Source organism: Deinococcus sp. QL22 (assembly GCF_023370075.1).
GTDB lineage: Bacteria > Deinococcota > Deinococci > Deinococcales > Deinococcaceae > Deinococcus.
Genome location: NZ_CP097149.1, coordinates 2,660,312 through 2,685,160, shown reverse-complemented (window position 1 = coordinate 2,685,160; position 24,849 = coordinate 2,660,312). Strand labels below are relative to the sequence as shown.

The 24,849-nt window shown below is 63.7% G+C and carries 24 protein-coding genes; 15 read left to right on the top strand and 9 right to left on the bottom strand.

Features of this window, described 5'->3' with window-relative positions:
- The first annotated feature begins 177 nt into the window (after positions 1–177).
- Complete coding sequence (locus M1R55_RS13430; RefSeq protein ID WP_249392247.1) at positions 178–636, top strand: hypothetical protein; 459 nt, start codon at positions 178–180, stop codon at positions 634–636.
- Between the two features lie 134 nt (positions 637–770).
- Here M1R55_RS13430 and M1R55_RS13425 read toward each other — a convergent pair whose 3' ends face one another.
- From M1R55_RS13425 to M1R55_RS13400, 6 genes are all read right to left on the bottom strand, one after another.
- Complete coding sequence (locus tag M1R55_RS13425; RefSeq protein ID WP_249392246.1) at positions 771–2,459, bottom strand: bifunctional UDP-sugar hydrolase/5'-nucleotidase; 1,689 nt, start codon at positions 2,457–2,459, stop codon at positions 771–773.
- 93 nt (positions 2,460–2,552) lie between these two features.
- Positions 2,553–3,053 carry a DUF99 family protein gene (locus tag M1R55_RS13420; protein ID WP_249392245.1) on the bottom strand — a complete coding sequence of 167 codons (501 nt, stop codon included), beginning with the start codon at positions 3,051–3,053 and terminating at the stop codon, positions 2,553–2,555.
- Positions 3,054–3,241: 188 nt separating this feature from the next.
- Complete coding sequence (locus M1R55_RS13415; protein ID WP_249392244.1) at positions 3,242–4,462, bottom strand: PLP-dependent aspartate aminotransferase family protein; 1,221 nt, start codon at positions 4,460–4,462, stop codon at positions 3,242–3,244.
- Between the two features lie 112 nt (positions 4,463–4,574).
- Positions 4,575–5,675, bottom strand: coding sequence for a M23 family metallopeptidase (locus M1R55_RS13410; protein ID WP_249392243.1), 1,101 nt, complete (start codon positions 5,673–5,675; stop codon positions 4,575–4,577).
- A gap of 64 nt (positions 5,676–5,739) precedes the next feature.
- Positions 5,740–6,198, bottom strand: coding sequence for a D-aminoacyl-tRNA deacylase (gene dtd, locus M1R55_RS13405; protein WP_249392242.1), 459 nt, complete (start codon positions 6,196–6,198; stop codon positions 5,740–5,742).
- Positions 6,198–6,509 (bottom strand): DUF1844 domain-containing protein, encoded by a 312-nt coding sequence (locus tag M1R55_RS13400; RefSeq protein ID WP_064014509.1) that lies wholly within the window; start codon positions 6,507–6,509, stop codon positions 6,198–6,200. Before M1R55_RS13400 ends, dtd begins: the two co-directional genes overlap by 1 nt.
- A 189-nt stretch (positions 6,510–6,698) precedes the next feature.
- Between M1R55_RS13400 and M1R55_RS13395 the strand changes: the two genes are divergently transcribed.
- The 6 genes from M1R55_RS13395 (at position 6,699) to M1R55_RS13370 (ending at position 12,412) form a co-directional block, all read left to right on the top strand.
- The gene (locus M1R55_RS13395; protein WP_249392241.1) at positions 6,699–7,466 is read left to right on the top strand and encodes a molybdenum cofactor biosynthesis protein B; all 768 of its coding nucleotides are present in this window, start codon (positions 6,699–6,701) and stop codon (positions 7,464–7,466) included.
- Positions 7,456–8,250, top strand: a complete 795-nt coding sequence (locus tag M1R55_RS13390; protein WP_249392240.1) for a hypothetical protein — start codon at positions 7,456–7,458, stop codon at positions 8,248–8,250. The genes M1R55_RS13395 and M1R55_RS13390 overlap by 11 nt, the downstream gene beginning before the upstream one ends.
- A 221-nt stretch (positions 8,251–8,471) precedes the next feature.
- Positions 8,472–9,566, top strand: a complete 1,095-nt coding sequence (gene truD / locus M1R55_RS13385) for a tRNA pseudouridine(13) synthase TruD (RefSeq protein WP_249394216.1) — start codon at positions 8,472–8,474, stop codon at positions 9,564–9,566.
- A complete protein-coding gene (locus tag M1R55_RS13380) occupies positions 9,563–9,931 on the top strand; it encodes a hypothetical protein (RefSeq protein ID WP_249392239.1) in 369 nt (122 codons plus the stop codon). Before truD ends, M1R55_RS13380 begins: the two co-directional genes overlap by 4 nt.
- A complete protein-coding gene (locus M1R55_RS13375) occupies positions 9,928–10,476 on the top strand; it encodes a DUF3293 domain-containing protein (protein ID WP_249392238.1) in 549 nt (182 codons plus the stop codon). Before M1R55_RS13380 ends, M1R55_RS13375 begins: the two co-directional genes overlap by 4 nt.
- A 73-nt stretch (positions 10,477–10,549) precedes the next feature.
- Positions 10,550–12,412 carry a helix-turn-helix domain-containing protein gene (locus M1R55_RS13370; RefSeq protein ID WP_249392237.1) on the top strand — a complete coding sequence of 621 codons (1,863 nt, stop codon included), beginning with the start codon at positions 10,550–10,552 and terminating at the stop codon, positions 12,410–12,412.
- An 8-nt stretch (positions 12,413–12,420) separates the two neighbouring features.
- Here M1R55_RS13370 and M1R55_RS13365 read toward each other — a convergent pair whose 3' ends face one another.
- On the bottom strand, positions 12,421–13,203 hold the full coding sequence (locus M1R55_RS13365) for a methyltransferase domain-containing protein (protein ID WP_249392236.1): 783 nt from the start codon (positions 13,201–13,203) through the stop codon (positions 12,421–12,423).
- 207 nt (positions 13,204–13,410) lie between these two features.
- Between M1R55_RS13365 and M1R55_RS13360 the strand changes: the two genes are divergently transcribed.
- From M1R55_RS13360 to M1R55_RS13325, 8 genes are all read left to right on the top strand, one after another.
- A complete protein-coding gene (locus tag M1R55_RS13360; protein WP_371827193.1) occupies positions 13,411–14,265 on the top strand; it encodes a CoA ester lyase in 855 nt (284 codons plus the stop codon).
- Positions 14,258–14,731 (top strand): MaoC family dehydratase, encoded by a 474-nt coding sequence (locus M1R55_RS13355; RefSeq protein WP_249392234.1) that lies wholly within the window; start codon positions 14,258–14,260, stop codon positions 14,729–14,731. Before M1R55_RS13360 ends, M1R55_RS13355 begins: the two co-directional genes overlap by 8 nt.
- A 176-nt stretch (positions 14,732–14,907) precedes the next feature.
- Complete coding sequence (locus tag M1R55_RS13350; protein WP_249392233.1) at positions 14,908–15,519, top strand: NADPH-dependent FMN reductase; 612 nt, start codon at positions 14,908–14,910, stop codon at positions 15,517–15,519.
- The gene (locus tag M1R55_RS13345; protein WP_249392232.1) at positions 15,516–16,286 is read left to right on the top strand and encodes an RluA family pseudouridine synthase; all 771 of its coding nucleotides are present in this window, start codon (positions 15,516–15,518) and stop codon (positions 16,284–16,286) included. The genes M1R55_RS13350 and M1R55_RS13345 overlap by 4 nt, the downstream gene beginning before the upstream one ends.
- A 133-nt stretch (positions 16,287–16,419) precedes the next feature.
- Positions 16,420–17,298: an alpha/beta fold hydrolase gene (locus M1R55_RS13340; RefSeq protein ID WP_249392231.1), complete on the top strand. Its 879-nt coding sequence runs from the start codon at positions 16,420–16,422 to the stop codon at positions 17,296–17,298.
- A 216-nt stretch (positions 17,299–17,514) separates the two neighbouring features.
- Positions 17,515–18,063, top strand: a complete 549-nt coding sequence (locus M1R55_RS13335; protein ID WP_249392230.1) for a hypothetical protein — start codon at positions 17,515–17,517, stop codon at positions 18,061–18,063.
- 207 nt (positions 18,064–18,270) lie between these two features.
- Complete coding sequence (locus M1R55_RS13330; protein WP_249392229.1) at positions 18,271–18,948, top strand: response regulator; 678 nt, start codon at positions 18,271–18,273, stop codon at positions 18,946–18,948.
- 154 nt (positions 18,949–19,102) lie between these two features.
- Positions 19,103–20,275, top strand: coding sequence for an ATP-binding protein (locus M1R55_RS13325; protein WP_249392228.1), 1,173 nt, complete (start codon positions 19,103–19,105; stop codon positions 20,273–20,275).
- Between the two features lie 16 nt (positions 20,276–20,291).
- On the opposite strand, the gene M1R55_RS13320 is transcribed toward M1R55_RS13325, so the two are convergent.
- Together M1R55_RS13320 and M1R55_RS13315 are read right to left on the bottom strand one after the other, a co-directional pair.
- Positions 20,292–21,860 (bottom strand): NFACT family protein, encoded by a 1,569-nt coding sequence (locus M1R55_RS13320; RefSeq protein ID WP_249392227.1) that lies wholly within the window; start codon positions 21,858–21,860, stop codon positions 20,292–20,294.
- Between the two features lie 255 nt (positions 21,861–22,115).
- Entirely contained in the window at positions 22,116–24,740 is a 2,625-nt protein-coding gene (locus M1R55_RS13315; protein WP_249392226.1) for an outer membrane protein assembly factor, read from the bottom strand.
- Positions 24,741–24,849: the final 109 nt, after the last annotated feature.

Genomic DNA, 24,849 nt, shown 5'->3' with positions numbered 1-24,849 from the left:
TGGGCCGCGTCGTCTGCCCAATTATCCCTCTGGTCATCACCTGGCAAGCTGCTGTCGCCTTTGGCTGCCCCAGTTTGCTACCTTGGACAAAATGCCGCGTTCTCTAATCATTCAGGGCGAAAGTGGGTGGGTTCATCTGGATCACCAGACAGTAGAACCATCCACACCGGTGGGTGCATGACCCCAGACCCCCAAGCCGCCCTGATGCAGGAAGGCGACCGATTGGCCCAACAGTTGACGCAAACGTTGCGAATTCAGAACGGCGATCAGGAGCGGGTGCTGCTGCTGGGCCGAAGCCTAGCGGTGAACCTGATTCAGTCTCTGATTCCGACCATCGAACAGATTACGCGCCATGCGGGAAAGCCGATCCATGCGGTGCTGACCACCGATGAGCGGGGCCGGGCGATGGTACAGACGGTGACCCCAGACGGCGAAATCCGCGCCCGCTTGCCCGCCGAAGACCTGTTAGAAGACCTGCTGTACACGCGGGGCCGCCTGCATCCGGTGGTTCAGGCCCACCTTCAAGACGCCCTGACCGGCAGCGAGCATCACGCCACCCGCGCCCTTGCCGATGCCCTGAGAAGCAAGGTGGTGCTGGAAGCGTTGCGGCGCACGTTGACGCGGCTGATGGGGTGAGAAAAGCAGTCTAAGGGTCGAGGGTCTAAGGGCAGGTTGAGGGCGATCCCGTTGGCCCGCTTTCAACGCACCAAAAAAGGAGAACGGAGGCCTAAGCCCCCGCCCCGCTCAACTGTGAATCTTAGGAATCAAGCTCAGTTCAGGCGCGTGATGCGGCCCACGGTGGGGGCGCTGATGGTGGCGCTCTGAAGGTAGGTGCGGAAGGCGTCGATATCGAGGTCGCCGCCGATCAGGTCTTTGCCCTGACGGAAGGTGGTGAAGCCGTCGCCGCCATCGGCCAAAAAGTTGTTGAGGGCAATGCGGTAGTTGGCGGCAGGATCAATCGGCGTGCCGTTCAGCACCAGCGCACTGACTTTTTCACCCTTGGGCTTGCTGTTATCCCAGGTGTAGGTAAAGCCCTGGCTGACCTGCAAAATCCGGTTCTGTCCGGCGGCGGGGTTGTCGAACTGCTGCTCCAGCACGGCCTTGAGCTGCGCGCCCGTGAGGGTCAGCACCGACAGGATGTTGCCGAAGGGCTGCACCGTGAAGGCGTCGCCGTAGGTCACTTTCTTGTCGGGGTTGGGCACGTTCACGGGCAGGTCGGCACGGATGCCGCCGGGATTCATCAGGGCAATAACGGCCCCGCCCTTGTCGGCGGCGCGGGTGGCGGCCAGTTGCGAATCGGCGATGACGTTGCCCAGCGCACTTTCTCCAGCGGTGTTTTGGACGCGGGTAATCTGCTCCACGCCCAACGTGCCCACAGGCTGCTGCGCCAGCGGATCGGTCAAGGCCTTAGCCTTCTGCACGATGGCGGTCATGGCCGCGTCTTTGGGAGTCGTGGCGGCGTTGACCACCACGTTGCTGGATTTCAGGGCCAGCACCTTGTTGGCACGGGTGTCGATGGTGAGGTCGAGGCGCTGAAGCAGGTGGCCGTAGGAATCGCCCTGAATGACCGTGCGGTTTGCACCGTCGGGGCCGGGGACGAGGCAGTTGTAGCCCCGGTGGGTATGTCCGGTCATGACGGCAGAAATCGAGGAGTCCAGCTTCTTGGCAATGTCCACGATAGGGCCGGTGAGGGTCTTGCAGTCCACAATGTCGAAGGCGTCGGGGCTGGCTCCGCCCTGGTGAACGAGCGCGATAATGGCGTCGGCTCCGTTGCGCTTAATTTCGGGAATCGCAGCGTTGATCGAAGCCACTTCGTCCTCGAAACGCAGCCCAGCTACGCCTGCCGGAGTGACCACCGTCGGGGTTTCTTTGAGCACTGCGCCCACAAAGGCGATCTTCGCGCCGCCCACCGTAATCATTTTATAGGCGGGCAACACAGTTTTGCCGGTCTTTTCATCGACCACGTTGGCGGCAATGTAGGTAAAGTTTGCGCCCGCGAAGGTGTTGTCGTATTTGCAAGCTTTGGCCACGTCGTTGCTGTTGCAGCCGCCTTTCTGGTAACGCTGCAATTCGGCAAAGCCGTAGTCAAACTCGTGGTTGCCCACCACGTTCACGGCCATGCCCAGCTTGTTCAGGGCGTCGATAGAAGGCTCGTCGCGCAGCAGGCCGCTGATCAGGGGACTGGCTCCGGTCATGTCGCCCACACCCACGAACACGGTGTTGGGGTTGGCCTTGCGGGCCTCGGCCAGCACGCCGCCGATGGCTTCGACGCCGCCTGCCTGCACGGTCAGCGTTTTGGTGCGGTCGGCAGGATCAGGCACCCGGAAACTGGTGGGCATGATGTTGCCGTGAAAGTCGTTTACGCCAATGATGGTCACACTGGTTTGAGCCGGGCCAAACAGCATGGAACAGCTGCTCAGGGTAAGGGCTGCGCCGATCAGCATCAGATTCGTTTTCATTCGTTGCCCAGAATACCCCGTTTTGGGTCAGTGGGCGGTCAGGTTTTGGGGGCGTCCAGCCTCCCCGAACTCTGAAGCGGACTTCGCCATTGGTTACACCCGCTGCCCGCCGCTGCTGCCCCGTGTCACGCCGCCTGCGATCAGGTGCGCGGCCCGCAAGGGTTCGGGAATGCGGCCCGTAAAGGTCAGTGCGCCCAGCGCGGCTTCGGCTTCCAGCAAGCTCAGGCCCACGCGCTGTACCTGCACGCCCCGGCAAGGCTCCATTGGGCCAAGCGCTTCTATCAGCCGCCATTTGCGTGCGCCGCCCGGCACCTGGGTCAGCAGGGCGGCGCGAATGCGGGCCAGGTTGGGCGGCTTTCGGGCCACGATCAGCACGGGGAGTCCGGTGGCCGCGTGCAGGGTGGGTGCGTCGACCACATTAAATCCGGCCAGCGCCACGCCTTGCAGCAAGATCAGGTGAAGGTGTTTCGCAGCGCCGCTGACCGCTACCAGCCGGGTCAGTTCGGAGGTGCTGTTGCGCCCGTCGCGCCGCACCCGCCCACTGACCACCGCGTGCAAGTCCCGGCGGGCAAAGACGGTGCCGAACACCGCCACGTTTCCCCGGTGGGCCCGCTCAAACGGCGCGTCGTCAAAGCCGATGGCGTGTGAAAAGTGTCTGATACCAAATTGCGATGATTCCTGAACATCATCCGAGCGGAACGAGTGGCAATGAGTACGGGCTGGCGGCGATGGACGAACATCCGATGCCTTTGCGGATGTTCGGGAATCAAAGCAAGTCCGTATTACGCCTCTCCCCCGTCCAGCGCGAATTCGAGGTCGCCCAGTAGGTCGCCAATGTCTTCTATGCCGATGCTCAGGCGCAGGAGGTTGGGCGTAATGCCGAGGCGGCGTCGTTCGGGTTCGGGCAGGGCACGGTGCGAGGTACCCCACGGCCAGGACAGGGTCGAGATCACATCGGCCAGACTGGGGGCCAGCAGAATCCGGCCCGCCAGCGAGCGCACGAAGGCGGGGGCGTCGTCTATATCGGCGCTGAGCATGCCTCCAAAGCCGTTGGGGTACAAGTCCATAGCCAGGTGAAACTGAGGGTGATCCGACAGACCCGGATGGTACACGGCACGCACACGGGGATGGTTGACCAGCACGTCTGCGACCGCCTGCGCGTTGCCGCTGTGGGCACGCATTCTCAGGCCCAGGGTTTTCAGGCCTTGCAGCGTCATCCAGGCATCGAAGGCGCTCATGCTGCCGCCGTAGCGCAACAAACGGGTGCGGGCGGCGGCCACCAAGTCGGCGCGGCCACACACCACGCCGCCCATCGCGTTGCTGTGCCCGCTGAGGTATTTGCTGACACTGTGCGTGATCAGGTCTGCGCCGTGCTGGGCTGGCCGGAACACAGCGGGGCTGGCAAAGGTATTATCGACGCTCAGGAGTGCGCCGCGTGCGTGTGCCAAGCGTGCCAGTGCGGGCACATCGGGCACCGTCATGAGGGGATTGGTCAGGCTCTCCACGTGCAAGAGCCGGGTTTCGGGCCGGAAGGCGGCTTCCACTTCCTCCAGATTGCAGGCGTCTACAAACGAGACGGCAATGCCGAGGCGCGGGAATTCTTCGGCCAGCAGCGCGTAGGTGACGCCGTACACGCGGGAATCGGTAATCACATGGTCGCCCGTTTTGAGCACGCCCAAGAATGCGGAGCTGATGGCCGCCATGCCGCTGGCCGCCACCAACGCCGCTTCCGTACCTTCCAACATCGCCAGCGCCCGCTCCAGCGTGGCCCCGTTGGGCGTGCCGTTGCGGTAATAGAACGCGCTGGGTTCCGCGCCGCTCATGGCTGCTTCCAGCGCCTCCAGGTCGGGGTAGGCGTACACGGTGGACTGGTAAATAGGTTCCACCAGCGCAACACTGCCGTTGGGCCGCGCCACCTCTCCCGCACGGGCGGCCAGCGTGGTGGTGTCGTAGGTGGGATGGGGAGCGGGCGGCTGTGTTGGCGGCTGGGCGGGGTCGGTCATGGGAGAGAGTGTAGAGGCTGGCGCGTGATGGGCTGGCGCGTCAGAGATTTTGGCTTAGAAGTTCAGCCCCCATCCTAGAGACGCAGTTCACATCCCTACGCCCCACATCTCCCTATCTGGGCCACAGACGATTCATCCAGCCCGACGGATTGGTTGCCTCGCCGCGCACCCTGACTTCGAGATGTAAGTGCGGCCCGGCACTCAGACCTGTCGTGCCCACTTCTCCAATTTTCTCGCCCCGCGTGACTTTCTGGCCTACCTTTGCCAGCACCCGGCTCTGGTGAAAGTACATGCTGACCACGCCCGCGCCGTGATCGACGACCACGAGGCCGCCGCGCACCGGGTATTTTCCGGCAATGACGACTGTTCCGTCGTTGACCGCCAGAATCGGCGTGCCGCTGGGGGCAGGGAAATCGGTGCCGTAGTGGTAGGCCACCGGGCCGCCCGCCTTGTAGGTGCGCGGCTGCCCAAAACCCGAACTTGTGCCCCGCGCCGTTGCCAATGCCGGGGCAAAAGGCCGTGACCAGACCTGCGGCGTGCGGCGGGCGTAGGCTTTTTCTACGGCGGCTTCCTCGGCGGCGCGGGCGGGGTCTTGCAGCTTGTTGGTCACGCTGTTGGGCAAGTTCAGGTGTTGAATCGGCTGGTCGAGGGCCGTGACCGGAATCCGTCCGCGCATCAGGTCGCCGCCCACACTGACTTCGTATACGACGGGCGTGGTTTTGCCCAGCACCACCCGCCCCGGCACCACAAATTCACCCGCCGCGCCTACCGGTTTAAGAACCTCGGCAGGGCGGCGCACATCTTCGCCGAGTTCGCTGGGAAAGCGCACAGTAGCCTGCCCGGCCCGCGCCCCACTGAGCCGCAGCGTAAAGCCTTCGCCCATTCTGAGGCTGGCGGGAACGCGCACCGTGACCCCTTGCAGGCTGGATGTTCCGGTGCTGGGCTGTGCGGGTGTGATCGGGGCAGGCGTGACAACAGCGGGCGCACTGGGCACACGACTGGGCGCACTCCCCGGCAGCGTCAGTACTTGCCCGATTTCTAGCGTGGTTCCGGTCAGGCGGTTTACGCGGGTCAGTTCGGCCACCGTGGTGCTGTTGGCGCGGGCCACCGAATACAGCGTATCGCCCGCTTTGACCGTATACGAAGCGGCTCCGGCAGCGCCGAGCAGCAGCAGGGAAACGAGGATGGCGCGGCGAAACACACGGCGGGTCATGCCTGCATGTTAGGGGGGAAGGGTGAGTGCGGTGTGGAAGACATGAGAATGTGGGGTGAGGTGTTTACTCTGCCGTGTCCAGAATCAGGGTGACCGGGCCGTCGTTGGTCAGGTCGAGTACCATATGCGCCCCGAATACGCCCTCCTGCACGTCCACGCCGCAGCCGCGCAGAGCCGCGTTGAATTCGGCGTAGAGGATGCGGGCGTGGTCGGGCGCGGCGGCTCCGCCGAAGCCCGGACGGTTGCCCCGGCGCGTATCGGCGTACAGCGTGAACTGACTGATGCTGAGAACCGCGCCTGCTCCAGTGGGGCCGCCCGCATCGGCCAACGCCAGATTCATCTTGCCCGCCGCGTCGTTGAACACCCGCAGCTTCACAATTTTCTGGGCCAAGGCTATCGCCATTGCCGCTGTGTCGCCGGGGGCCACGCCCAGCAGCACCATAAATCCGGCCCCGATGGCGCCCGTGATCTGGCCGTCTACCGTGCAGGTCGCCCGCGTGACCCGTTGCAGGACGGCCCGCATCAATTCCCGCTGTTGGGGCCACCAAACATCGGCAATTCGGTAGGCGGTGCGGGTTGCTCGTCCAGCCGGGCGCGGAGGCTGCCGATGGCTCCGGTCAGGAGGTCGGCTTCAGTGAAATCCAGATTGCCACGGGTTTTTTCGGCCAGCATGGTCAGCAGTTTCAGGCTGCGTTCGGCGGTCTGTCGGGCGCGACTCTGGTCGAGCAGGCCGTCGCGGGCGGCGCTGGCAGTAGCGGCATTCAGGTCGCCCAGCGCGGCTTCGGCGGTGGCCTGCAAGGTATTCACGAGGCCGACGAATTCGGGGTGAGGCATAACGGGCAGTGTAAAGCATGGGGAAAAGGCGGGTTCTGGTGAACAGGCCGGAGTAGGCGCCCTTCCTCAGACCCTTTGACTTTAGATACGCCCACCCCCACCTCCTTCCCCCAGCCTAGGCAAAAAGACTGAACCAAGCGTAAGCCTGTGCCTGTGCGGGCAGGCGGGCCGGGAAGTATCGTAGGAGGTATGTCGGATTCGAGCCGCCCTCCCACTTCTTCCTCTCTGACCGGATCGGCTGCCGACGTGTCCTCCAGTCAGGGGTCAACGCCATTGGGAATGGTCTCTGTTGCCAAAACCGCCCACCACGTCGCGGCGGCATCTGTGCCCGTGCGGGTGGCCGTGCTGATCATCAGCGATACCCGCACACCCGACACCGACACCAGCGGCCAATACCTGCTGGCCGAATTACAGGCGCAGGGGCATCAGGTCACGTCCTACCGAATCGTGAAGGACGACGCCGTAGAAATCCGTGCCGCATTGGTGGCCTTTGTGCGCGAGGCGACCATCGTGATCAGCAGTGGCGGCACGGGCATCACCGGGCGCGACGTGACCATTCCGGTGGTGGAATCGCTGATTACCAAGCCTATTCCGGGTTTCGGGGAACTGTTCCGGATGCTGTCTTATGCACAGGTGGGCGGCGCGGCCATGCTGTCGCGGGCGGTGGCGGGCCTGTGCCGGGGCGCGGTGATTTTTGCCCTGCCCGGCAGCCTGAATGCCGTGACCACCGCCTGGGAAGGCCTGCTGAAATCCGAATTGCCGCATCTGGCCTTTGAAGTCACGCGGCACGGACAGCCTGGAGTCACGGATCTGGGCGGGGCAAGGCCAGCGGGGAATTTTGCCTCGCCTCCGCCAGTAGCCCCGGCTGGAACCACGAACAATCTGACCGGCAAACCTGCTGCGGCCAAAGCGCCCGAACTGGGCAGGCACAAACCCGGGAGCGGCAATGGCAGCTGAATTTGCGGTGTTCGAAGGTTTGACTCCCCTGACGCGGGTGTCGGGACTGTTTGCCGTCGTTATTGGCTTGCTGGCCGCCTACTGGCTGCTGCGGGTGGGGCGAGAAGCGCGGCTGGGCTGGGTACCCCGCGTGGCGTGGTGGAGCGTGCCAGGGCTGGCGCTGCTGCTGTTCGCGCCTGTGCTGGACGTGCCCGCGGTGTTCGGCATCGGCGCAGCCCTGCTGCTCATCGCCGAATATTGGCCTGGCGCGTTTGCTCCTGCCCGCCAAAAACCCAGCCCGGCCTGGCCGCTGGTGGGCGTGGCCCTCGGCGCGGTGCTGACCATTTCCATCGTGCGTGCGCCGGAAGTGAGCAGCTTGGCCGTCGGTGCGGCGCTGATCTTGCTGCTGTTGGGCACAGGCGGCCTGCTCGCCTCGGTGTTGTATCCGGTGTCCACGCGGCTTCCCGGCTTCGGCGTGCGCTGGCAAACCGCGCAGTCGCCCGAACTGCCTGACCTGACCGTGACCCTCACCGAACACGGCGCACAACTGAGGAACGTGTCGCGCCGTACCCTGAATCTGGCCGGATGGTCACCCGCCAGCGTCAACGGTTGGCTGCGCCTGCGGGATGAAGGCGGGCGTCCCCTGAACACTTTGCGGGTCGGCCAAACGGCCTTTTTGCCGCTAGACGGCCAGGAGTCCGGTGTGCGGGTCTGGTACGTGGCAGGCAGCACCTCCGCGATGCCCCTGCTGTTCCGGGCCGACTGGACCCCCAGGGTTCGTGCCGATTACCGGGTGCTGAACTGAGGGTGTGGGATCTAGGGCAACTCGAGCAACCAGGTCTTCACGGCGTCCAAGTTCAACGGAGAATGAGCAACGGAATCGTCCCCTCTCCCACCTGATCCCTGAGCTCAGCCGTGAAGGGCCAGCTAACCGGGATTTCTCACATGGTAGCCCCCACTATGGGCTGGACGTTCCCCCACCGTTCTCATAACTGCACGTCGGGCGGCGCGTATGGTGGGCCAATCGTGAGTTTGGTGTTTGACTGGTCGGCGCTCGCCGCTTCTACGGCAGGGCAAGGCACGGGGGGGACGCTCCGCCGCGTGCCAGAAGACTTCCGTGTCGATGAAGTGCCTGCTTATCTGCCATCGGGCGAGGGCGAACACCTGTTTGTGAGGCTGGAAAAAACGGGCCACACCACGTCTCACATGTTGCGCGAACTGACAGCGCATCTGGGCGTGCGTGACCGCGATGTGGGGGTGGCCGGACTCAAAGACCGCCACGCCGTCACTTCGCAGTGGATCAGCCTGCCAGGGAAAGTGGAGCGGCGGCTGGAATCGTTTGCCATGGACGGCGTGCGCGTGCTGGAAACGGCACGGCACGGCAATAAACTGGCGATGGGCCACCTGCACGGCAACCGCTTTGTGGTGCGGGTGCGGGACGCACAAGGCACAGCAGCCGAAGCCGAAGCCACCCTCAACCAGTTGGCCCGGGTGGGCGTGCCCAACTATTTTGGCCCGCAACGCTTTGGACTGGGCGGCCTGAACGCGGAAGAAGGCTTACTGGTGCTGCGCGGCGAATCCAAAATTAAAGACCCCCGCGTGCGCCGTTTTCTGACCACCAGCGTGCAGAGTATGGTCTTCAACCGTTTTCTGAGTTTGCGGCTGGAGCGCGGGCTGTTTGCGGCCCTGATCGCGGGCGATATGGCCAAAAAGCACGACACGGGCGGTGTGTTTTTGGTCGAAGACGCCGACGCCGAGGGAGGCCGCGCCGAAGCAGGCGAAGTGAGCGCCACCGGAACCCTGTTCGGCAAGAAGGTCAAACCATTGACCATGGCGGCCGGAGAGCTGGAAGCCGAAGCGTTGGCCGCCTTTGCCCTCACGCCCGACGTATTCGCCTCGCGCAGGGGGGATCGCCGACTGACACGGGTATTTTTGCAAGAACCACAGCTGATCCCCGAAGAAGACGGCTTTACGGTGTCGTTCACGTTGCCCAAAGGCAGCTTTGCCACCAGCGTGCTGCGCGAAATAATGAAAGTCGACATCGATACATCAGAGTTACCTGAAGACGCTGCCGACGAAACGGGTTCAGAAGGCGGCCCAGCACACGAGGGAGAGGCATGAAATTCACGGTCTTGATGTTGGTACTCCTGATGGGATTGGCCTTGGCCCTGCAACTGCCCAATGCAACCCTCAGCCTGCGCCCCTCGTTTGCTGGCGCAGTGCTGGAAGGCCGGATTACCTCGGCCCGTGCCGACGAATTGCTGGGCGTGTGGAGTGGTGCTGGCCGGGGCCGCCTGCTCAAATGTGCGCCCCGCTGCACAGTCGTCAGCACCATTCCTGTCAGCGGAACCGTGCTGGTAAATGCTCATTCTGCCTACCGGGTGGCGCTGGGCGGTTCGTTCAAACCCGGCCAGAAACTTATTCTGGTACTCAAATTCCGTGATCAAAAAGTTCTGAACGTGAACGCCACCGTTGCGCGGCAATGAGCGAGGAGTTCAGGCCCATTAAGTTTTTGGCCCCTGAGCCAGATCAGACGCTCAGGGCAGCCTTTTTGGGCACCACCTACGGCCCGGTCTGGCACCGCTTTCACCTCGGCACCGTACTGCTGAGCCGCCCCGAAGATGAATATTCGGAGGAGTTGGGGCCAGAGTGGGCCATTGGCCTGCGCTCCTGGGTGATCGTTACGGCGTGGAATCCGCATGGTCAGGCTCAATCGGAGTGGGCCAACGCCGAAGCGCACCAACGCCTGCTGGCCCGCGTGAGCCGCGCTGGAATGGTGCCGACCCTGGCCCTCAATGGCGACGGCGAGTGGCGCGAAACCGCCCTGATTTTGCCCGGAGCCAGCCTGCGCGACGGCATCCGGCTGGGCCGCGAATTTGCTCAGGTGGCGGTGCTGTACGGCGTGGGCAGGCGGGTGGCCCTGGTCTGGCTGAGTGTAGACCGCAGAAAAGTAGACCGGGGCGGCGTAGACCGGAGAAGTGGGGAGCGTTGCCGTGTGGAGCGGTTCTGGGTACAGGACACTCCGCTGTAGATGGGGCGCAGCGCATGACAAGCTGTACTCCACTGTGGCTCCCCTGCCCCGCCGCCGCGTATACTCTGCGTTTGTGACTGCCGACAGCGGGGCCAACACGGCCCAAAATGCCATTTCTCCGCTTGGGGTGCTGCCGCCGCCGGGGCCGTCCTGCGTGCATTTGCCTCTGAATGTGACGCCGCAGGAGCTGGCGCGGTATGCCGTGGGCCTCGCCAACGCACGGGGCGGCACGCTGCTGGTGGGCGTGGACGCGCTGACTGGCGGGGAGTCCGTTCGGGATGCAGGCGAACTGCACCCCCTGATGGTGACGCACGCGATTTTTGAACTGTCGGGTGGGCGGCTAACCGTGAATGTGCAGCATCACCGCCTGCCGGGTGGAGCGCGGGTGCTGGCCGTATTCGTGCTGCAAGCGCCGTACGTGCTGGCCGCGCCCGATGGAGCCGTGATCGCCTGGGACGGCGCACATCTGGTGCCCGTAACCCCTGCCGAAGCCGAACCCGTGGCCGATCAGGATTACACCGCCACCGTGCCGCCCGATGCCAGCTTGGCCGACCTTGACCCAGCAGAAGTGGCCCGTCTGCGGGGGTTGGGACGGCGGGGCAGCGCGTCCAACCTGCCTGATCTGGACTTTTTGCAGGAACTGGGACTGCTGATTCCCAGCGGCGGAGCGCTGCGACCCACGCTGGCCGGAATTTTGCTGGCAGGCACGCCTTCTGCTTTGCGGGCGCACATGCCTCAGGCCGAGGTTTGCTTTTACCACCACGCCACCACCGACGTCGAATTCCAGTTTCGGGAAGACCTGCTGCGGCCCATTCCGGCGCTGCTGACCCGGCTGGCCGAGCTGATTCAGGCCCGCAACCGCTTTACGCCCGTGCAGGTGGGCCTGTTCCGAATAGAAGTCTGGGATCAGGATGAGTCGGTGTACCGCGAGGCGCTGCTGAACGCCCTGACCCACCGCGACTACACCCTGCGCGACGCCGTGCATGTGCACCATTACCCTGACCGTCTGGAAATCATGAATCCGGGCGGGCTGCCGGGGGGAATTACGCCGGGCAATATTCTGCGGCATCAGCCCAAGCGCCGCAATCCGCTGCTGGCCGAAGTTCTGGCGAAACTGGGCCTCGTGGAGCGGGCGGGCGTGGGCGTAGACAAGATGTACGGCCTGATGCTGCGGCACGGCAAAGAGCCGCCGGAGTTCACGACCTACCCCGACGCCGTGACGCTGGCACTGCACTCACCGGGCTTCGACGCCGATTTTGTGCGTTTTGTGGCCCGCAAACAGGAAGACATGCAGACCCTGTCGCTGGACATGCTGATCGTGCTGAGCCTGCTGGCCCGCGAGGGCGAGGCCACCCGCGCCACACTGGCCCGCGCCCTGCAACTGGCCGAAGACCGCACGCCGAGGCTGCTGCGCGGCATGGAAGAACACAACCTGATCGAGCGGGCGGGCGTGGGGCGCGGCATCGCCTATATCCTCAGCGCCGAGGTTCGGGCCGCGCTGGGTAAGCCTGTGCTGGTTCAAACTGCACCCGTTAGAGAAGTCGCGCAGCCTGAAGTGGCGACAGTTGAATCTGAAGTTGGGCCGGATGTGGAGGAAGCTCAGGGGTGGGCCGAAGCTCCAGCCGTAGCGGTCAGAGCCGCCGCGCCTGCCGAGTTACGCGAACCCGAAGACCAACCTCTCCCCCACGCCGCGCCCGCTGCACGCCCCGCCCGCGCCCCCAAACCCGCCCAGATCGACGGCCCTTCCGCTGCCGAAGTGCGGGCGGTGGCCCTCGCGTTGGCGCGGGAACAGGGCAGTGTGCGAAATGTGGAACTCCGCGCCGCGTGCGCTCTGACGCCCCAGCAATCGTGGCGCGTGCTACGGCGCCTGGTGCAGGACGGCCTGCTGCTAAAGCGCGGGGTGGGCAAGCGGGACGCCGCTTACGTGTTGGCCTGAGATCAGGGTTAGCTCGAACGTTGAGCCACCACAAATACCCGCCGAAATGGAAAGGGCGTGCCGTAGCTTTGGGCCAGATAATCCCGCGCCAATTCCGCCCCGTACTCGGCCAGAAATTCAGTGGTATCTGAAGCATTTAATTGTGCCAGCACGGGCCTCAGCGCCGTTCCCTTGACCCATTCCAGCACCGCGTTCGCGCCGTCTGCGGGCACAGGAAGGAGATGCAGATAGGTGGTTTCCCAGGCGTTGACCGTGAAGCCAAGTGGGGCGAGAAGCGCGGCGTATTCGGCGGGGCCAAACGCGCCTAACGTGGCCTTATCACGGGCCTCGGCCTGAAGCTGTTTCCAACGCGGGCGGGCCAACACTTCGGCCAAGAGCATATGGCTGGGCGCATCAAAATTGCCCGGCACCTGAAAGGCAAACGTGCCGCCCGCCGCCACGTATCCGGCCAAACGCGGAATAAGTTGGGCGTGACCGTCCGCCCACTGCAATGCGGCGTTGCTGATCAGCAGATCCAGCGATGCTTCCGGCTGCCACTCGCGCAGATCGGCCTGCTGAAAGGTCAGGTTGGGGGCGGCATAGGCGGCGGCTTTGTCCAGCATTTCGGCACTGCTGTCGAGGCCCAACACTCTTGCTCCCGACCAGCGTTCAGTCAGAGCAGCAGTGAGGTGGCCCGTGCCGCAGCCCAGATCAGCCACCGTTCTTGGTTGCCCGTGCACCTGCGCCAGCAGGTCAGAAAAGGGCCGATCCCGCTCCTGCTGAAACTGAAGGTATTGCTGTGGATTCCACATGGCCTGAGCTTAGGATTCTAAAGAGAAGATTGAGTGGTACTACTCTAGAGACAACAACAGAGATGCGGTGCTTGGTGGCTACCGCTTTACACTGGCTGATATGTCAAGCCCAACAGACGTTCGTTCCTCTATTCCAGAGGCCCGGTGAATCCGGCTCTGACCCGCCCACGCAGCGTGCTGTTCGCTCCCGGCAACCGCGCTGACCTGATGGCAAAATTGCCCCGCAGTGGGCCGGACGCGGTGGTACTCGACCTCGAAGATGCTGTGCCCAACACCCCCCAAGCCAAAGCTGAGGCCCGGATCATCACGCGGGATGCGGCGCGGGAGTTGGTGGCGGCCCACCCCAAACTGAATGTATTTGTGCGGATCAACGCGCCCCACTCGCCCTATTTTGCCGACGATCTGCACGCCCTGACGCCCGAATTGGCGGGGGTGGTCGTGCCCAAGCTGGAATCAGGGGCCGACACTCTGGCTGTGGCGGCGGCGTTGGCCGAATACGGGCTGAGCCTGCCGATCATGGCGGGGTTGGAAACGGCATTGGGCGTCTGGCACGCACACGACATCATGGCCGTACCTGCGGTGGCGTGGGCCTATTTCGGGGCCGAGGACTACACCACCGACCTGGGGGGCACACGTCTGTCGGAGCTGTCTGGGACACCCAATCTGGAAGTTCTCTACGCCCGCTCACGGGTGGCCCTTGCTGCGCGGGTGGCAGGCGTTCCGGCATTGGATATCGTGGTGACGCGCCTGAACGACGACGCGGGCTTTTTGCTGGACGCCGCGCAGGGCCGGGCGCTGGGATATGCGGGCAAACTGTGCATTCACCCGGCGCAGGTGGCGCTGTGTCACGGCACATTTGGCCCCACACCCGCCGATACCGCCCGCGCCCGCCGATTGCTGGACGCTGCCCACGCCGCAGCCGAGACCGGACGGGGCGTGATGACCTTCGAGGGCCAGATGATAGACGAACCGATGCTCGCCAAAGCTAGAGCTTTGCTTGCACAGGCCGAAGCTGAACCTACGCAAGCGGAAGCTGAGGCACAATCAGGCCACCATGAATGAAGACCTGAACCGCCCGCAGGGCCGTTATTTCGAGGAACTAGCCCCCGGCACCCTCATTCGGCACCGCGTCACGCGCACGATTACCGAAGCTGACAACGTGTTTTTTACGACCATGACGATGAATCCCCAGCCGCTCCATCTCGATCACGAATACGCGGCGGGCACAGAATTTGGGCGGCCCCTTGTCAATAGCCTGCTGACGTTGAGCCTGCTCGTCGGCCTGAGCGTGCACGAGTTGACCCTGGGCACCCTCATCGCCAACCTGGGCCTGACCGACGTGGTATTTCCGCGCCCCGTGTTTCACGGCGATACCATCCACGCCGAGTCGGAAGTGCTGGAAGCGCGGGCCAGTGGCAGCCGCCCCGACGCCGGAATCGTGACGGTAGAACACCGGGCCATCAACCAGCGCGGCGAGGTGGTGGCCCGGTGCAAACGGACGGCGCTGATGCAGAGGAAGGGCGTCTGAGAGCGTGTTTATAAACTCAGCGACGTATAAAGGCGTCTCAGGGTCGAGAGTCGAAGGGTTTAAGAACCCCACACAGTTCTGGAGGCAGAGCGGCCCAGCACCTCAGACCCTTAGACAAAGCACCCCGCCGCCCCGACCAATACGCACTGACCCCCGCCCCTGCTACCCTGCCCCCCATGTCCGACCCGTCCTGGCCCCCGTCCCACCCGCTAAACTTCACGCTGATTTCGACCAGCCTCGATCCCGATAGCCGCAGCGCCTGGATGATCCAACTTGCGGCGGCGCAGCTGCGGGCGGCAGGCCACGCAGTCACGCAGCTCGATTTGCGCGAAACGCCCCTGCCTATGTTCGACAACGCCAGCAGTTACGCGCAGCCCAACGCAGCCCTGTATCACGCGGCCATTGCGGGGGCCGATGGCGTGCTGCTGGGTGTGCCCGTGTATAACTGGGGCATAGGCGCAGGGGCCAAATCGCTGGTAGAGCTGACGGGCAGCACCGACGAGGCGCGGAGACTGCACGGCGCGTGGTTCGACAAACCCGTCACGTTTCTGGTGTCGGGCGGGCTGGCGCACGGCTACCTCAGTCACGGCGCGTTTGCCTTTGGCCTAATGGTGGACTTCAAGTGCGTGGTGAACCCGCATTTCGTGTATGCCACAGGGGCGGAGTGGGCCGCAGATGGCGTACCCGACGAATGGCTGGCAACACGGCTGGCCCGCACAGTAGACCGGGCCGTAGATTTGTCGGCGCGTCTGGCAGACCGCCTGTACAAAAGCGTGTGGGAAGTATGACCGCGCCCTTTTTAACCCCCACCGAGAAACCCCGAATCATCACCGAGCATCCTGATTTTTATGTGGTGCACAAGCCCGCGCTGTGGCTGACTCATCCGGTGCGGGCGCGGGTGGAAGTACCCGACGTGCTGACTTTTATGCAGGCGGCCACCGGCGAAAGCATCCTCGCGCCGCCGCACCGCCTGGACAGGGAAACCAGCGGCGCACAACTGCTGACCCGCGACACCGACGCCGCCCGCAAGTTCTTTACGCTGTTCAAGACGCATTTGGTGGGCAAAACCTACCTGGCTATCGTGCACGGCACGCCTGATTGGGAACGGCGAACGGTGGACGCCCCGTTGGGCGAACTGGGACTGGGAGGCCGAAATAAAATCGTGATTCGGCAGGCGGTGATACCAGACGGCAGGCCCGCCATCACCGATTTCCGTGTGGTGGGACAGCGCGGAGGCCACGGTCTGATCGAGGCGTACCCGCGTTCGGGGCGGCTTCACCAGATCCGGGCGCACCTGTCCTATCTGGGCCTGCCAATGGTGGGCGACAAGATTTACGGCCGCGATCCAGACGCCTTTTTAGAGTTTATGGAAACCGGGCAAACGCCAGAGCTGACGGCACGGTTGGGGCTGGCCCGCCAGGCGCTCCACGCCGCCCGCATCGCCTTTCCGTGGGATGGAGCGCAGTTCAGCGCCGATATTCCGCTGGCCGCCGACCTGCAAGCGTACTGGGAGGCTCTGCCCAACTCAGCGTCTAAATCATTTGACATCGAATAACCCTCCGGGCAGCTTGACCGTCACTTGAGAGTGCCTAGAGCGGGCATTGGGTGGGGCAACAGGCTTCCTTGAACCTCGGCAATAGGCGTGGGGAGCAGTCCTAGAGTGCGTCCATACCAACGGAGGTACTCACATGAACCGGAAGATCAAAACCATGCTCGCGTTAACGACTGCCCTTGCCATCGCTGCCCCCGCCGGAGCGCAGGCTATTGCCAACAGGGGAACCGTGAACGTGAACGGTGCAAAAGTGTTCTATAAGGCCACTGGCAGCGGCCAACCCCTGATCCTGATTCACGGCTATCCCCTCAGCGGCGAACTGTTCAAGAACAACCGCGCTGCCCTTGCCAAAAACTTCCGGGTGATTACGGTGGATTTGCCTGGATTCGGCAACAGTACCACCCCCAGCCGAAGCGCCAGCATCGAGAATTACGCCAAAACCATGCTGGCGTTTATGGACGCTATGAAGATCGACAAGGCGATTGTGGGCGGCATGAGCATGGGCGGCATGACCCTGCTGCAAATGTACAAACAGGCTCCGGAACGCTTTAAGGGCCTGATTTTTATTGATACCACCGCCGACGCCGCCGCACCCGCCGAAGCCGGCAGCTGGCGCGGTACGGCGCAGCAGGCCGAAATGATGGGCGTGTCCAGCCTCGTGCCCACGCTGCTGCCCCGCATGCTGACCGGCAAAAGCCGCATGGAAATGCCCAATCAGGTGGAATTTCTGGGGGGTCTGGTCAAGCAGGCCAGCCTGAACGGAGCCATCGGCGGCGCAAATGCACTAGCCGCCCGGCCCGACGCCAACCCCATCTTGCCCACCATTGGCGTGCCCACGCTGCTGATCTTTGGCGTGGAGGACAACGTAACGCCCATCGAACTGGCCATGAAAATGCAAAAAGGCATTGTGGGCAGCAAGTTGGTGCTGATTCCCGGCGCAGGCCACGCGGCCACCTTTGAGAAGGCCGCCGCCGCTTCTGCCGCCATGCTGGACTGGGCCAAGACGATCCGCTAAAGAATCTGTGCTGGAAGGGCTGGAGTGCTTTGGCGCTCTGGCTTTTTTTTGTGATTTACAGATCCCAACAGATCCACAGCCTCCGGTTCGATTCACACCGCATTCACATTCGCTCCGCCTGCGCTTCACGCGCTCAGCCGTACCTTCTATTCACGCAAGGGGACAGGCCCCACGCACCACCCGGAAGGACGCGCACAGGCGCAGGGAGCAACACACATGGACGTCATCATCAACAACGCTACACCCGCACAGATCACCGCACAGCCCCTTATGACACAGCCCGCCCAGACCTACGCCCCCATTCAGGGCGTGCCATACGGCTACGGCCCACAGGGATACCAGCAACACGGAGACCGCGACGGCCCCGGATTCGGCTTCTTCGCACTGCTCGGCCTCGGCATCTTCTTGTTTGCCCGTGCTCGCCGCAAGCGCCAGATGTGGCGGCACCGCATGGGCAGGAATGGAATGGGCAGCGGCAGCCCGCAGCAACCCCTGGCCGGAGCAGGCGCAGATTGGGGCCGGGGCGGGCCAGACATGGACAAGTCCGAGATGGCCGACGAATGGCGCGAGAACTTCCGGCGCGGCAAGCAGAAGTTTTTCACCGACGGCTCATTGAGTATTGCCCGCGAACGCTACGCCAAGGGAGAGATCAACGCCGACGAGTACCAAAGCCTGACCAAAACCCTGATGGGCGACGGCGGCGCGGCAGACAAGGGAGCAGACAAAGCGGCTGAGCCGAAAGCTGATGCGGATAAGCTGATCTGAGAACTGCGGGGTAGGGTAGGTTGACGGAGCACAACAGGTCTAAGGGTCGAGGGTCTGAGGGTCTAAGAACCCCACGACTCTTGGCCCGTCAACGCTGATTGACGGTGAATGACCTTCAGCGATTGCCCTTCCTTAGACCCTTGACCTTTAGACCCTTAGACTGCCCTCCACGTCCACCGCCCCTACCCGCCGCAAAGGAGCCACGCCATGTCCAGCACCATATTGATCGTCGAAGATGAAGTGCGGCTGGCCGACATTCTGGAGGAATATTTGCGGCGGGAGGGCTTTCATACCGAACGGGCGGCAACGGGGCCGCGCGCGCTGGAACTGTGGCGTTCGGCGCGGCCTGCGCTGATGCTGCTTGACCTGATGCTGCCGGGAATGGACGGTCTGGAGGTGGCGCGGCGGGTGCGGGCCGAATCGAATCTGCCCATCATTATGCTGACGGCGCGGGATGAGGAAGTAGACCGGCTGGTGGGGCTGGGCATCGGCGCGGACGATTACGTGGTCAAGCCATACAGCCCGCGTGAAGTGGTGGCGCGGGTGCGGGCGGTGCTGCGGCGGGCTGGGGGCGGGGTGGACGTGCCCACGCTGCTGCACACTGGCCCCCTCAGCGTGGATACAGCGGCCTTTGAAGTCCGGCTGGACGGCACCCTACTGGAAGTTACGGTTGCCGAGGTGCGTCTGCTGGCGGCCCTGGCGCGTGAACCGGGCGTGGTCAGGTCTCGCACTGAACTTTTGGCAGCGCTGGGCGGCCTGGACCGGGGTACCGACGAACGGGCCGTAGATGCCCACGTGAAGAATCTGCGGCGCAAGCTTGGGGAACGCGAAGGCTTGCTGGACACCGTGCGGGGCGTCGGCTACCGCCTGAGGGCTGAGGGGTAGGGGCGGGATGAAGCGGCGGGAAACACAAGAGCAAGTTGTACAGGAGCGAGCCACACGAGAAAAACAGCGACCACCCATCCCGAAGACTCGGCCCATAACACCCAAGGGCCGCAGGCCACACGATTCAAGAAAACGCAAACGTAACCGCAGCGGCTTGCGTGCCCGCCTCACGCGCAGCTTTGCATTGGTGGCGGTGTTAGCCGTCGTGCTGACCACCTTTGCCACCGTAGATGCAGCCTTTCAGGTCATCTCCAAACTGAACCCTGAATTGGGCCTGATGTCGGCAGATGAGGGCGGCGATCCCATCGGTTTCGAGTGGTCGTGGCCCGAAGTCAATCCAGCCACCGGAGCACCTGGCCTGACCGATGCAGAGGCGTCTACGCTGGCCCAGCGGCGAGAACTCGTTCGTGAGGCTTCTGCCGAAATTACGCGCAGTGCCGTCAGGTCTGCGTTTCTGAGTGCGCTGCTGGCCGTTATCGTGGCAGCCTTCATGACGCGGCAACTGACCCGGCCACTGGGGAGGCTGGTGGTGGGCGCACAGCGGCTTCAGGCCGGAGAACGGGAGTTGCAATTGCCCGTGCCGCGCCGTCAGGACGAGCTGCGTGACCTGACGGCAGCCTTCAATGACCTGACCACCAGTTTGGCCCGGCAAGAAGCGTGGCGGCGTGGCCTGATTGCCGACGTGGCCCATGATCTCCGCACCCCCCTAGCCGTATTGCGCTCCGAGATAGAGGCCATGCAGGACGGCGTGCAGCCCACCGACGCCGCCGCGCTGACCCGGCTGCACAGCGAAGTCCTGTTGCTGGCCCGGCTGGTGACTGACCTGCGCCTGCTGTCGTTGGCCGAAAGTGGGGCGCTAAGCCTGAAACCCGTGATGCTGGACGGGGGCCACATGCTGCACGCGCTGGCCGACGCCTACGCCACCCGTGCAGCGGGCGCGGGCGTGACGTTGGAAGTGCTGGCCCCCCGCCCGACCCCTCTGCTGGCCGATCCAGACCGCCTGACCCAAACTTTACGCAACATTCTGGACAATGCCCTGCGGTATGCCGCGCCCGGTGCAGTCACACTAAGTTCCCACTACGACGGTCAACACACCCGCCTGACCATCCGCGATCATGGCCCCGGCTTTCGCCCCGACGATCTCTCGCGGGCCTTCGAGCGCTTTTACCGCGCCGATGCCAGCCGTACCCGCGATCCGCAGGGCCGCGCCAGCAGCGGTTTAGGCCTCGCCATTGCCCGCGCCCTCACCGAAGCGCAGGGTGGGCAAATCGAGGCCCGCAACCATCCGGGGGGCGGCGCAGAGTTTACGCTGACTTTTCCGATATGAAGTCTTCAGGCTTGATTTACCCCTCTTCTGGCATCGTTCCTTCCACCCACACCGTTTTCTGATCGGTGTAATGCACCTGTCCGGCGGGCGCACCTTTGGGCCGCCACACGTACTTGATGCGGGTGTAATCTACCGCCACGTTGCCGCCCCCACGTGCCTTGCTGTGGGCTGCGGCGAGACGGGCGGCGTACAGAATGTCGGGCAGATCCAGTTCGCGCCCGCCACTTCTGACCAAAACGTGGCTGCCGGGGTAGCCCTGCACATGAAACCAGAAATCCATGCTGCGGCCCAGGCGGTGTGTCAGGGCGGCGTTTTCCTTGTTGTTGCGGCCAATCAGCACTTCTAGGCCGCTGGGAGTCGTGTAACGCGAACCATAGGGACTGCGTTCGGGTTTCTCACTTTGCAGGGTGGCGCTCAGGGTTTCCAACTCTTCCAGCGATGCACCGTCCAGTTGCGCGACCCGCTCTGTGGCGGCTTCAAGCTCGGCACGGAGCATGGGCTCGCGTTCGGCCAGGCGTTCATATACATCTTCGCGGCGGCGAGCGCGGGTATAGCGTTTTTCGGCGTTCTGCACGGCACTCAGTTGGGATTCAAGGGCCACTGGAACCTCACCGCTGCCGTCGAAGGCTGGTAACAGGGCGCTGGCTGTGCCCGCAGGCACGGTGTGGGCGTAAGCCATCAGCAGGTCGGCCTCGGTGCGGTCTTGGGCGGCCACATCCAGCCCAGCTTCGGCGCGGGTCACGTCGGCCAGTTGGTGGGTCAGCAGGGTCACGCGCTTATCCAGCGGCTCGCGCAACACTTTGCGAAGGGCGGCGGCCTTGTCGCTGCGGGCGGCCTCGCGTGCGCCGCCCTGCATCACGCCCTCGCTGACGGTGGGATCGGCCACGATAGAAGCCAACGCTGCCAACGCCTCCGGCAACTGCTGTCCGCCGGGAGCCTGATCCAGCGGCAACCCGGCGCGGCGGGCCAGTTCTGCGCCCAGCAGCAGGCCCAAGCCGTCTATCTTGTCTCGCCATTTGCCGATAGGCACGCTGGCGAGGCTGGCGGCCTCTTCATCAGACAGGGCACGCGGGTCGAGTTTCTGGTAGGGCGGCGGCGGCGTGTAACTGCCCCCGGTGCGAACGGTGCGAAAGCGGTTACGGCTGTTGGTGATTTCGCGGGCGGCCAGCACGATTCGGCCCTCAAACGGCTCCCCCCCTTCCGGCGCGGCGTCCAGCACCAGCAGGTTGGCATTCCGCCCCGTGACTTCAAACAGCAGGCGGCTGGGCACCTGATCCACAAAGCCCGACTCTCCCGAAAAATGCAGCACCAGCACGCGGTCTAGTTTCAGTTGCTCTGCACCCAGCAGGTCGCCGCGCACCCGGTTCGCCAGAAAGCGCTGAAAGCCGTTGCGGGGATCGCCGCGCAGGCGTTCCTTGCTGACGAACACCACAGGCTGCGGCGGGCGGTAGGACAGCACCAGATTGCCCACGCCCTCCAGCAGCAGGGCCGCTGTCGTTTCGTCGGGAAAGGCCCATCCCAGCGTCCTCAGCGGCAATTTGGGCGCAAGCTCGCGTAGCACCCGCGCCAGCATCAGCCCTTCCACGGTAAGCCCCCCCAGAAGTAAGTCAGGTCAGAGAAAATGGGGGAAATAATCATGGGGGCCATGCTAGCGCCCAGCACGCGGGGAACCTATCGGCCAAGAGGCTCAGTGGGGTGGGCAGGCTGGAGAGAGGGGCAATACAACAGGCACAAGCCGGAGCCTGTGCCTGGGCATACGGGGGCAGGTAAATTAACCGCCCCCGCGTTGATGCGCTCCCGGAGAGGAGGCTCAACTTTCCTGTTTAACCAACTCTACTGTCTAGAAGAAGTTGCCGATGCGGAAGTAGAACGCGCCCTTGTTGTTCTGGGGGCTGTACCCGTAATCGAAGCGCAGGTTGGCGAGGCGTGCCCCGTTAAAGCCCACGTTGACTTGCACGCCCGCACCGATACCGTAGTTCAGGCTAAAGGATTCCCCTGTACTCCAGGCGTCGCCCGCGTCGGCAAACAGGACGCCGTACACGCCCTCGGTCACGGCGGTATTCAGGTTGAAGTCGTAGCGGTATTCGCCGCTGGCCGTGAAGTAATTGGTGCCGAATTCCGAGCCATCGGCAATGCCGCGAATCTGCTTGGAGGCAATCGGGGTGCTGCCGCCGCCCACCGTAAAGCCCGTACCAGTCGGGGCTGCGCCGAACAGCGTTCCCGCGTTGGCCCGGACTGCAACCACCGAACGGGCCCCTCTCACGCCGTTGCCCTTATCGATCGTGCCGCCCACCCCAAAGTAGGTGCTGGCTCCTGTTTCCACGTCTGTCCAGCCCACCGGATTTTCCCCGGAGCGCCCAAAAGAGTAGGCCGGGTCAAGGTTGGCCCGCACGCCGCTGCTGGGGAATTCGGGGTTGTTGGTGGTGTCGTAGCGCAGCCCCAAATTCACGCGGGTGGTGAGGTTGGTGGGAGACAAAAGAGGTGTAGCCGCATTGTCGGAATAGGTACTGGCTTCGTCTTTTTGCAGCGGCTCCAGGAAGTAGGTACGGTAGTTCAGACCTACGCCCGCGCTGATGGCGAGCGCCTGAGTGATGTTGCGGCCCGCCGACACGCTAAAGCCCGTGGTGCGCACGGTGTAATCCCGGTCGGTGTCATAACTCTTGGCTTCCAGAGCAGGGTTAGACTTATCGACGAGGGTATTGTTGCCCGCTACACTCGTGCCGATATTGGCCGAAACGCTGGTGCGGTTGGTGCGGAAGTCGGCAAAGTCGAGGTCGAGCCAGGGAATGGTGTAGGACACGTTGCCCACGAGGTTTTGGCCCGCCTGGTTTTGCTGGGCACCCGCCGACACACTGAAGTTGTGACCGAGACCGAATACGTTGGGATTGCTGTAAGAGGCGTCGCCTGCCAGACCCGACACGGTGTCGTAGGCCAGGCCCAGGCTCACGGGGATGCCGCTGCTGGCTTCGGCCAGGGTCAGCACATAGGTGATGTTTTCGGGCGTCTGGGGATCGCTGGTGGCCGATTCGCTGACGATGGTGACGTATCCCAGACGGCTGATGTTGCCGAGCGCCTGACGAATTTCGGGCAGTGAGAAGGGACGATTCACGGCGGGCAGTTCGCGCAGAATCACGCGGTCTTGGGTGCGCTTGTTGCCCTGCCACTTCAGGTCGTAGCCCACGATTCTCACTTCACGGGTATTGAAGGTCAGCGTGCCGTTTTCAAAGGTCACGGCGTCACGGGTGCTGATTTCATAGCCGGCCTTGCGGTAGGCGTCGCGCAGGGCGAGGAAATCTTGCTGGGCCAGTTGCGGGCTGTACACGTCGCCCACTTTGGTGTTGATGGCCGCCTGAAGCGTGGCGGTGGGCACCAGCGTATTGCCCGCAAACGCGATGGCCTTCACAGGGCCGCTGGCAATGTCCGCCGCCCCGAACAGCACGGTCACGCGGGAAGGATCGGCGGGGTCGGGTTGCAGGCCAAAGCCCACCGGCTTGCCTGTCTGGTTAGACAGGGTGCGCACATCGGCCTGAATGCCTGCCAGCGTGAGGGGCTGGCCCACGCGGGACTGGAGCGTCACTTTCGGGTCGCCCAGATCGCTGAGATCAAGGGCAGAAATCCGGCCTTCCACAGCGCGGATTTTCAGGACGCCGTTCTCCAGGCTGCTGCCCTGCACGTCCGCGCCCGCTTGCAGGTACCCGGCAGCGTCGTAAGCCTGTTGAAGCTGCTGAATGGCCGCAAAATAGGCCGCAGGCGTAAAGCGTTTCGCGTCGTACAGGGGCTTGAAGATGTTGGTGACGGTGGCGGCGGGCAGCAGAGATACGTTCTCTACTTCCACGCGGGTAATCGGCGCGGTTTCATCGACGACGAAGGTCAGGGCCACCGTGTTGTCGGCGTTTACCTTCTGGGTCACGCTGATGCTGGGGGCAAACGGGTAGCCTTCGCTGCTGTAGTTCTGGGCCAGGGCTTCTTTGGCCTGATCGAGCCGCTGAGAGTTCAGCGTCGCGCCGGGAGCCACGTTCAGCAGGTCGGCCACGCTTGCCTTGAAACCGTCGGCGGGCAGGAAGGTCAGGCCCGTGGTTTCGACAGTAGAGATGGTGGGGTTGGGCGTCACGGTAATGGCAAGCGTGTCGCGCCCGCTCACGGTGCGGAGTTCGGCCACCGCAGACTTGAAGTAGCCGCTGGCGACCACTTCCTGTTCCACTTGACGCAGGTTGACGGTAGACAGGGCCACGCCAGGCTGAACAGTCAGGGTGGCCCGCACAAAGTTGGCAAGCAGTTCGGTGGTGCCCACGACGGTAATGTCCTGCACGGTTCCGGCCCGTTGGGTCGGTGCAGCCGTGGTTGGGGCTGGGGTGGTCTGTGCCGGAGCAGTTTGGGCGGGAGTGGTGGGCGCTTGTTGGGCGTGGGCCACTGCCGGAGCAGCCAGCAGCATTGTGGTCACGGCGAGGGTCATGGGGTGTCGCATTCTTCTCCTAGTGTCGCACAGGCCCGCTAGAGTCCGCCCTGTACAATGAGAATCCTCTAAACGTATGCATCAGGGACAGATTCATTGCAACGGGCCATAGGCCTGACGA

Bases quoted from the DNA above. Each gene is read 5' to 3' on its own strand.
- M1R55_RS13430 (WP_249392247.1), top strand. From the start codon at position 178: ATGACCCCAGACCCCCAAGCCGCCCTGATGCAGGAAGGCGACCGATTG.
- M1R55_RS13425 (WP_249392246.1), bottom strand. From the start codon at position 2,459: ATGAAAACGAATCTGATGCTGATCGGCGCAGCCCTTACCCTGAGCAGC.
- M1R55_RS13415 (WP_249392244.1), bottom strand. From the start codon at position 4,462: ATGACCGACCCCGCCCAGCCGCCAACACAGCCGCCCGCTCCCCATCCC.
- M1R55_RS13410 (WP_249392243.1), bottom strand. From the start codon at position 5,675: ATGACCCGCCGTGTGTTTCGCCGCGCCATCCTCGTTTCCCTGCTGCTG.
- dtd (WP_249392242.1), bottom strand. From the start codon at position 6,198: ATGCGGGCCGTCCTGCAACGGGTCACGCGGGCGACCTGCACGGTAGAC.
- M1R55_RS13400 (WP_064014509.1), bottom strand. From the start codon at position 6,509: ATGCCTCACCCCGAATTCGTCGGCCTCGTGAATACCTTGCAGGCCACC.
- M1R55_RS13395 (WP_249392241.1), top strand. From the start codon at position 6,699: ATGTCGGATTCGAGCCGCCCTCCCACTTCTTCCTCTCTGACCGGATCG.
- M1R55_RS13390 (WP_249392240.1), top strand. From the start codon at position 7,456: ATGGCAGCTGAATTTGCGGTGTTCGAAGGTTTGACTCCCCTGACGCGG.
- M1R55_RS13380 (WP_249392239.1), top strand. From the start codon at position 9,563: ATGAAATTCACGGTCTTGATGTTGGTACTCCTGATGGGATTGGCCTTG.
- M1R55_RS13375 (WP_249392238.1), top strand. From the start codon at position 9,928: ATGAGCGAGGAGTTCAGGCCCATTAAGTTTTTGGCCCCTGAGCCAGAT.
- M1R55_RS13365 (WP_249392236.1), bottom strand. From the start codon at position 13,203: ATGTGGAATCCACAGCAATACCTTCAGTTTCAGCAGGAGCGGGATCGG.
- M1R55_RS13360 (WP_371827193.1), top strand. From the start codon at position 13,411: ATGGCAAAATTGCCCCGCAGTGGGCCGGACGCGGTGGTACTCGACCTC.
- M1R55_RS13355 (WP_249392234.1), top strand. From the start codon at position 14,258: ATGAATGAAGACCTGAACCGCCCGCAGGGCCGTTATTTCGAGGAACTA.
- M1R55_RS13350 (WP_249392233.1), top strand. From the start codon at position 14,908: ATGTCCGACCCGTCCTGGCCCCCGTCCCACCCGCTAAACTTCACGCTG.
- M1R55_RS13345 (WP_249392232.1), top strand. From the start codon at position 15,516: ATGACCGCGCCCTTTTTAACCCCCACCGAGAAACCCCGAATCATCACC.
- M1R55_RS13340 (WP_249392231.1), top strand. From the start codon at position 16,420: ATGAACCGGAAGATCAAAACCATGCTCGCGTTAACGACTGCCCTTGCC.
- M1R55_RS13335 (WP_249392230.1), top strand. From the start codon at position 17,515: ATGGACGTCATCATCAACAACGCTACACCCGCACAGATCACCGCACAG.
- M1R55_RS13330 (WP_249392229.1), top strand. From the start codon at position 18,271: ATGTCCAGCACCATATTGATCGTCGAAGATGAAGTGCGGCTGGCCGAC.
- M1R55_RS13315 (WP_249392226.1), bottom strand. From the start codon at position 24,740: ATGCGACACCCCATGACCCTCGCCGTGACCACAATGCTGCTGGCTGCT.